This window comes from Paenibacillus sp. OT2-17, from assembly GCF_009827695.1.
Lineage (GTDB): Bacteria > Bacillota > Bacilli > Paenibacillales > Paenibacillaceae > Paenibacillus > Paenibacillus polymyxa_B.
Genome location: NZ_WUDQ01000262.1, coordinates 1 through 5,054, shown reverse-complemented (window position 1 = coordinate 5,054; position 5,054 = coordinate 1). Strand labels below are relative to the sequence as shown.

6 protein-coding genes and 1 pseudogene are annotated in these 5,054 nt (G+C 44.4%); 2 read left to right on the top strand and 5 right to left on the bottom strand.

Annotated features, from left to right (window positions below; all coding sequences use genetic code 11):
• A pseudogene (locus GRP75_RS19065) lies at positions 1-251 on the bottom strand (acetate--CoA ligase); the annotation flags it as partial.
• 246 nt (positions 252-497) lie between these two features.
• Between GRP75_RS19065 and GRP75_RS19060 the strand changes: the two are divergent.
• A complete protein-coding gene (locus tag GRP75_RS19060) occupies positions 498-1,130 on the top strand; it encodes a GNAT family N-acetyltransferase (protein ID WP_160790061.1) in 633 nt (210 codons plus the stop codon).
• Positions 1,131-1,142: 12 nt separating this feature from the next.
• Here the strand turns inward: GRP75_RS19060 and GRP75_RS19055 are convergent, their stop codons facing one another.
• The 4 genes from GRP75_RS19055 to GRP75_RS19040 all read right to left on the bottom strand — a co-directional run bounded on the left by GRP75_RS19055 (position 1,143) and on the right by GRP75_RS19040 (position 3,960).
• A complete protein-coding gene (locus GRP75_RS19055; RefSeq protein ID WP_068941485.1) occupies positions 1,143-1,841 on the bottom strand; it encodes a 5'-methylthioadenosine/adenosylhomocysteine nucleosidase in 699 nt (232 codons plus the stop codon).
• 114 nt (positions 1,842-1,955) lie between these two features.
• Positions 1,956-2,963, bottom strand: a complete 1,008-nt coding sequence (gene ccpA / locus GRP75_RS19050; RefSeq protein WP_023989333.1) for a catabolite control protein A — start codon at positions 2,961-2,963, stop codon at positions 1,956-1,958.
• Positions 2,964-3,070: 107 nt separating this feature from the next.
• Positions 3,071-3,412: a bacillithiol system redox-active protein YtxJ gene (gene ytxJ, locus GRP75_RS19045; protein WP_013310927.1), complete on the bottom strand. Its 342-nt coding sequence runs from the start codon at positions 3,410-3,412 to the stop codon at positions 3,071-3,073.
• Between the two features lie 101 nt (positions 3,413-3,513).
• A complete protein-coding gene (locus GRP75_RS19040; protein WP_160790060.1) occupies positions 3,514-3,960 on the bottom strand; it encodes a hypothetical protein in 447 nt (148 codons plus the stop codon).
• A gap of 338 nt (positions 3,961-4,298) precedes the next feature.
• On the opposite strand from GRP75_RS19040, the gene GRP75_RS19035 reads away from it, so the two are divergent.
• Positions 4,299-4,835, top strand: a complete 537-nt coding sequence (locus GRP75_RS19035) for a type 1 glutamine amidotransferase domain-containing protein (RefSeq protein ID WP_053325723.1) — start codon at positions 4,299-4,301, stop codon at positions 4,833-4,835.
• Positions 4,836-5,054: the final 219 nt, after the last annotated feature.

The following is a 5,054-nucleotide window of genomic DNA, read 5'->3' as shown; positions in this document are numbered from 1 at the left end:
TTAGAGCTAGCACGAAGCTGAGAGAAGGTGTAGGTTTCGTGACGGTTTGCGTCACAATACAATAGTGCCGCTTTCTCACCTCGTCCTTCCTGTACATGTCGATCAATGGCCTCATGTGCCATATTTACCTTGCCTGTTTCATACCACGTAAAATGACGCTCTGCATCCTCCCACTGAAAGTTGTTGTAAGCTTGTTCATACGGGCCCATGTTGGATGTGGGAACTACAGTCTGGAGTTCTTCAATCTTCATACGTTCAGCCTCCTCACAATAGATTAATGAGAATCACACAGAACAAGATAACGCTTACAAAATAAATAAAGCAGATGAAATCCTTTGGTGTACTGGTTGATTTAAGCACTTAATTGTGAACATTTTATGTCTAAAACAGTATATCATAGGTCAGGATGTGACGACCATCCTTTTCATTTAATTGTTTTTTTGCTATAAGTAGGGGATATGAGGAACGAGCTCATGGCGAACAAGGAGGGCGTACACATGCAGCATTTAAAACTGTACCACTTGGACACGCTGGATCATAACGGACAAACAATCTATGTAGAAGGCCCCGTATCCGCGGATCAACTGCGTTCATTTCAAATGCACAAGCAATTAGATGCCTTTCGCAAACCAAAGGAACAGTTCGACGCGTTGGTGGATATTTCAGAACTGCCAGAAGGCAGAATTATCATTGCCCACAACGGGGAAACCCTTCTGGGATATGTTACTTTTCATTACCCAGATGAGATGGAGCGCTGGTCGGAAGCTGGCATGAAGGATTTACTGGAACTTGGAGCTGTTGAGGTAGCCGATGACTATCGTGGTCTGGGCCTGGGTAGCCGAATGATTCGGATTGCCTTTGAGGACAGACAACTTGAATCCTATATTATTTTTACCACCGAATACTATTGGCATTGGGATTTAAAAGGCAGCGGTCTCTCCGTATGGGAATACCGCCGCATGATGGAACGTCTGATGAAAACTATAGATATGGTCTGGTACGCCACGGATGATCCTGAAATATGCTCACATCCTGCTAACTGTCTGATGGTACGAATGGGAAAGGATGTGCCCCTCGCATCACAGGAGCAGTTTGACCATATCCGGTTTGTCCGAAGATTCATGTATTAAAAAATTATACCCTTATCCCAAATGCTTGAGCATGAACTCCACAATACGATGCGAACGATGTGAAGCTTCTACCGTAAATTCAGCATAATTAACGTGAGCCGATCCATCAGCCTTATCTGACATAGATCGTAGGACAACATAAGGCACAGCGTTCATATGAGCTGTCTGAGCCACAGCTGCACCCTCCATTTCGGTACAAGCACCGTCCATTTCCTGATGCAATGCAGTCACTAACTCACGATTTGCAACAAATTGATCGCCAGAAAGTACCTTGCCGACAATATACCGATCGCCAAACGATTTGCAGGCTTGCTCAGCTAGACTTGCAAGCTCGGGATCAGCCACAAACTCTGAGGTGTCCTGATAAGGAATGACCCCTCTGGCATAACCCAAAGGCGTTACATCCATATCATGCTGCATACATGTTGATGAGATGACAATATCCCCAATGTTTAAATCGGGATGAACTGCCCCTGCCACTCCCGTAAATATAATCTGTTCTACACCAAAATGATCAATCAGGATTTGTGTTGTTACCGCAGCATTAACCTTGCCTACACCGGATTTGCAGACAACGACTCTTTGCCCGTGAATGATTCCTGTGGTGTACGTGATTCCAGCCTTGACCGTCTTGCTCGCTTCCGTCATCGCTGCCAGCAGCAATTCAATTTCTTCATCCATAGCACCCATTAATCCGTAAAGTCGGCTCATTACGCATCCCTCTATTCTTGGTTTGATGATGATGTCCATAAGAAGCTTTATATCCGCGAAAAAAGCTCCATCAAAGGAGCTTTCATCGAAGGTATATCCTATTCAGCACTGCATCTAGTCTAAATAATTAACTGACAACCGCAAAATAGTTTCATGCGGCAAAATAACGCGAGGGTTCTCCACGTTTTCCTTTTTCATCAGCTTGGTCAGCAAACGCATCGCTACCGCACCCAAATCGTACATCGGTTGCGCGACGGTTGTCAGCTGAGGACGAACCATAGAGGCCATACGAATATTGTCAACACTGATTACCGAAAAATCATCAGGAACTTTCAAACCCTCATCCTGAATACTGTGGATCGCACCAATTGCCATTTCATCCGTAGCAGCAAAAATCGCACTTGGCTTCTTCTTCAGGCCGAGAAAATATTTCATTGCTTCGACACCGGATTCATAACGGTAGTTCCCGATTCGCACGAGATCCTCCTGATAATCAATTCCGGCTGTTTCCAGTGCTCTCTTGTAACCTTGGAAACGTGCATAGCCGTTTGCAGGGTCTTGAAGCGTACCACTGATCATTGCGATTTGACGGTGTCCATGGCGGATCAACGTGTTTACTGCATCAAAAGCAGCGGCTTCATGGTCGATATCGACCGAAGGATAGCTTCCTTTTTCATCACTCGTTGCACATAGAACAATAGGGACCGCAGCTGTATGGAACGCCTGAATATGCTCGTCCGTTACTGTACCACCCATGAACAGAAGACCATCCACTTGCTTTTCAAGCAATGTGTTGATGACACGAATCTCTTTTTCTTTTCGCTTGTCGGCATTACACAAAATAATATTATAGTGATACATATTCGCTATATCCTCAATACCGCGCGCAATTTCTGCAAAAATTGAGTTCGATATATCCGGTATAACCACGCCGACGGTCGTTGTCTTCTTGCTGGCCAGACCTCTAGCGACCGCATTTGGGCGATATCCCAATTGTTCAATCGCTTCGTACACTTTCTTGCGGGTCTGAGGTTTCACATTAGGATTATTGTTAACTACGCGGGACACTGTGGCCATTGAGACACCAGCTTCGCGAGCTACATCATAGATCGTTACCGTCACATTCCTTCTCTCCAGTGCCAATAAATTTTCAACCGAATCCTAGATCATCTAATGAGAACCATGTTACGACAAAATACTACTTTATGCAACGACAGCACACATTCTATCTATGTGAGATGATCGTGGAGTGCACGGGCTGTAATATTCGAATGGGATGTATGCCAAACAGCCTCTCCGCCCTTGATTAAAATGGCCTGCGGGGATTCATGCTTCACCTGAAGCCTGTCCGCGGTTTCATTGGACACCGGCCGATCTTCTACTACATAAATGATACCGTATTCAATATTTTCGTTGGGAGCGCCATGCAAATAGGACTCCACTTCCTGATATGCGCCTGCACTTATCGGACAACGTGTGCTATGTTTAAAGAGAAGCAACGGCTTGTCTGATGACGCTTCCAGAGCCGTATTTAATTGTTGAACAGTAGTCATTTTTGTCATCGTCGCCATTGGATATACATTCCTTTCTGTGTCTTGTCGTATGGCCTATTCACATCGTAACAAAAAGAACATGTAAAATCCAATGGTGACCATGAAAATTTTCATATTTTTTAGTTTTTTGTATTCGTAAATACCGATTCACTGGTAAAACCGGATAATTGAACCAATTTTTTCTCTACATCATTCATCCAATCTTCGTCTCCCAGACTTCTCGCATAGCGATAAAGATCCAGTAAGAGATTAATTCGAAGCTCCATGCGCTCCTCCAAAGCAGATTGCCAATCCACATTGGGATTGTCCGCTTCCTCCAATACAAGCTTGCGAATTATTTCTGCCAGTTCATTGTTGCGAGCAAAAGATATTCTCCGTGCCGTAGGTTTGCTCCCTAGACTTTGTAATAGTGCCTTAATGTCCTTCGTCACATGCAGCAAAACCTCACTGGAAAAGCATGACGAGCATGAGAATACAGGGACGTGCAAAATTTCAACCTTGCCCGCATAGATTACCTTTCGCAGTTCCAGTCCCATCGGTTTGCCACATTGACATTGCTTCTGCATTTAACCACCTCATTACGTAGGATCAAACTATACGAGGATCTCATCAGAATCCAAATATATCTATCTACTAGTCTAATAAATAATTGTTAACTCCATTAAATCTATCATACCTTGTTTTATTTCGACTTTGGGACCTCAAATCCTTCCACAGATTGCAGCTATGAACAAATTACCAAAGCTTTGGCGGGTCAGAAAATGACGACAATTGCTGTCAAAGAGCAGACTACTAACATAAGAATCTGCGAAGGAATGGACTTCGAGCGTTCTTTTTCTTAAGATGTAAAAGTACAGATTACAAAACAGAGGTGTCATCATGTGACGCACGAAAGGATGGTTGGATGTCAAGACTTGCCGGAAAAAAGGTTATCGCCCTGGTGGATGAGGAATTCGAGGATCTGGAGCTGTGGTATCCGATTTACCGTGTTCGTGAAGAAGGCGCAGAAGTGCATTTAGCCGGTGCGGAAAAAGGTAAAAAATATATTGGAAAATATGGCGTACCTGCTGAAGCGGAATATGCCTTTGAGGAACTGAATAGCAGTGATTATGACGGGATTCTCGTCCCTGGCGGTTGGGCACCTGATAAACTGCGCCGCTATCCCAAGGTAATTCAACTCGTACAGGAGTTTCATGCTGCTCATAAGCCGATTGGACAAATCTGCCATGCAGGCTGGGTACTGATTTCTGCTAAAATTTTGGATGGTGTTACGGTAACCTCCACACCAGGTATTCGTGATGATATGGAGAATGCAGGAGCTATTTGGAAGGATGAGGCAGTTGTGACGGACGGACATATTGTATCTGCTCGTCGGCCGCCTGATCTTCCACCTTACGGAAAAGCGTTCTGCGATTTGTTAGCAGATAACACCCAGAAATAAGAGATTAAGTTAATTTTCCGTAATCTCAAGAGGCTGTCAACAAGATGAAAAAAAGAACCTTCAAAACCATGAATAAGTGGTTTTGAAGGTTCTTTTTCGTCCAAGCCGTGCTACGCCATTAAGGTTTGCTACGACAAGCTCAACAGTACGGGGTGTTGGCTGTGCAAAGCTTTGCGGACATTATATATTACTGCCGTCCAGGCCCGGCCGGAGTGCAGC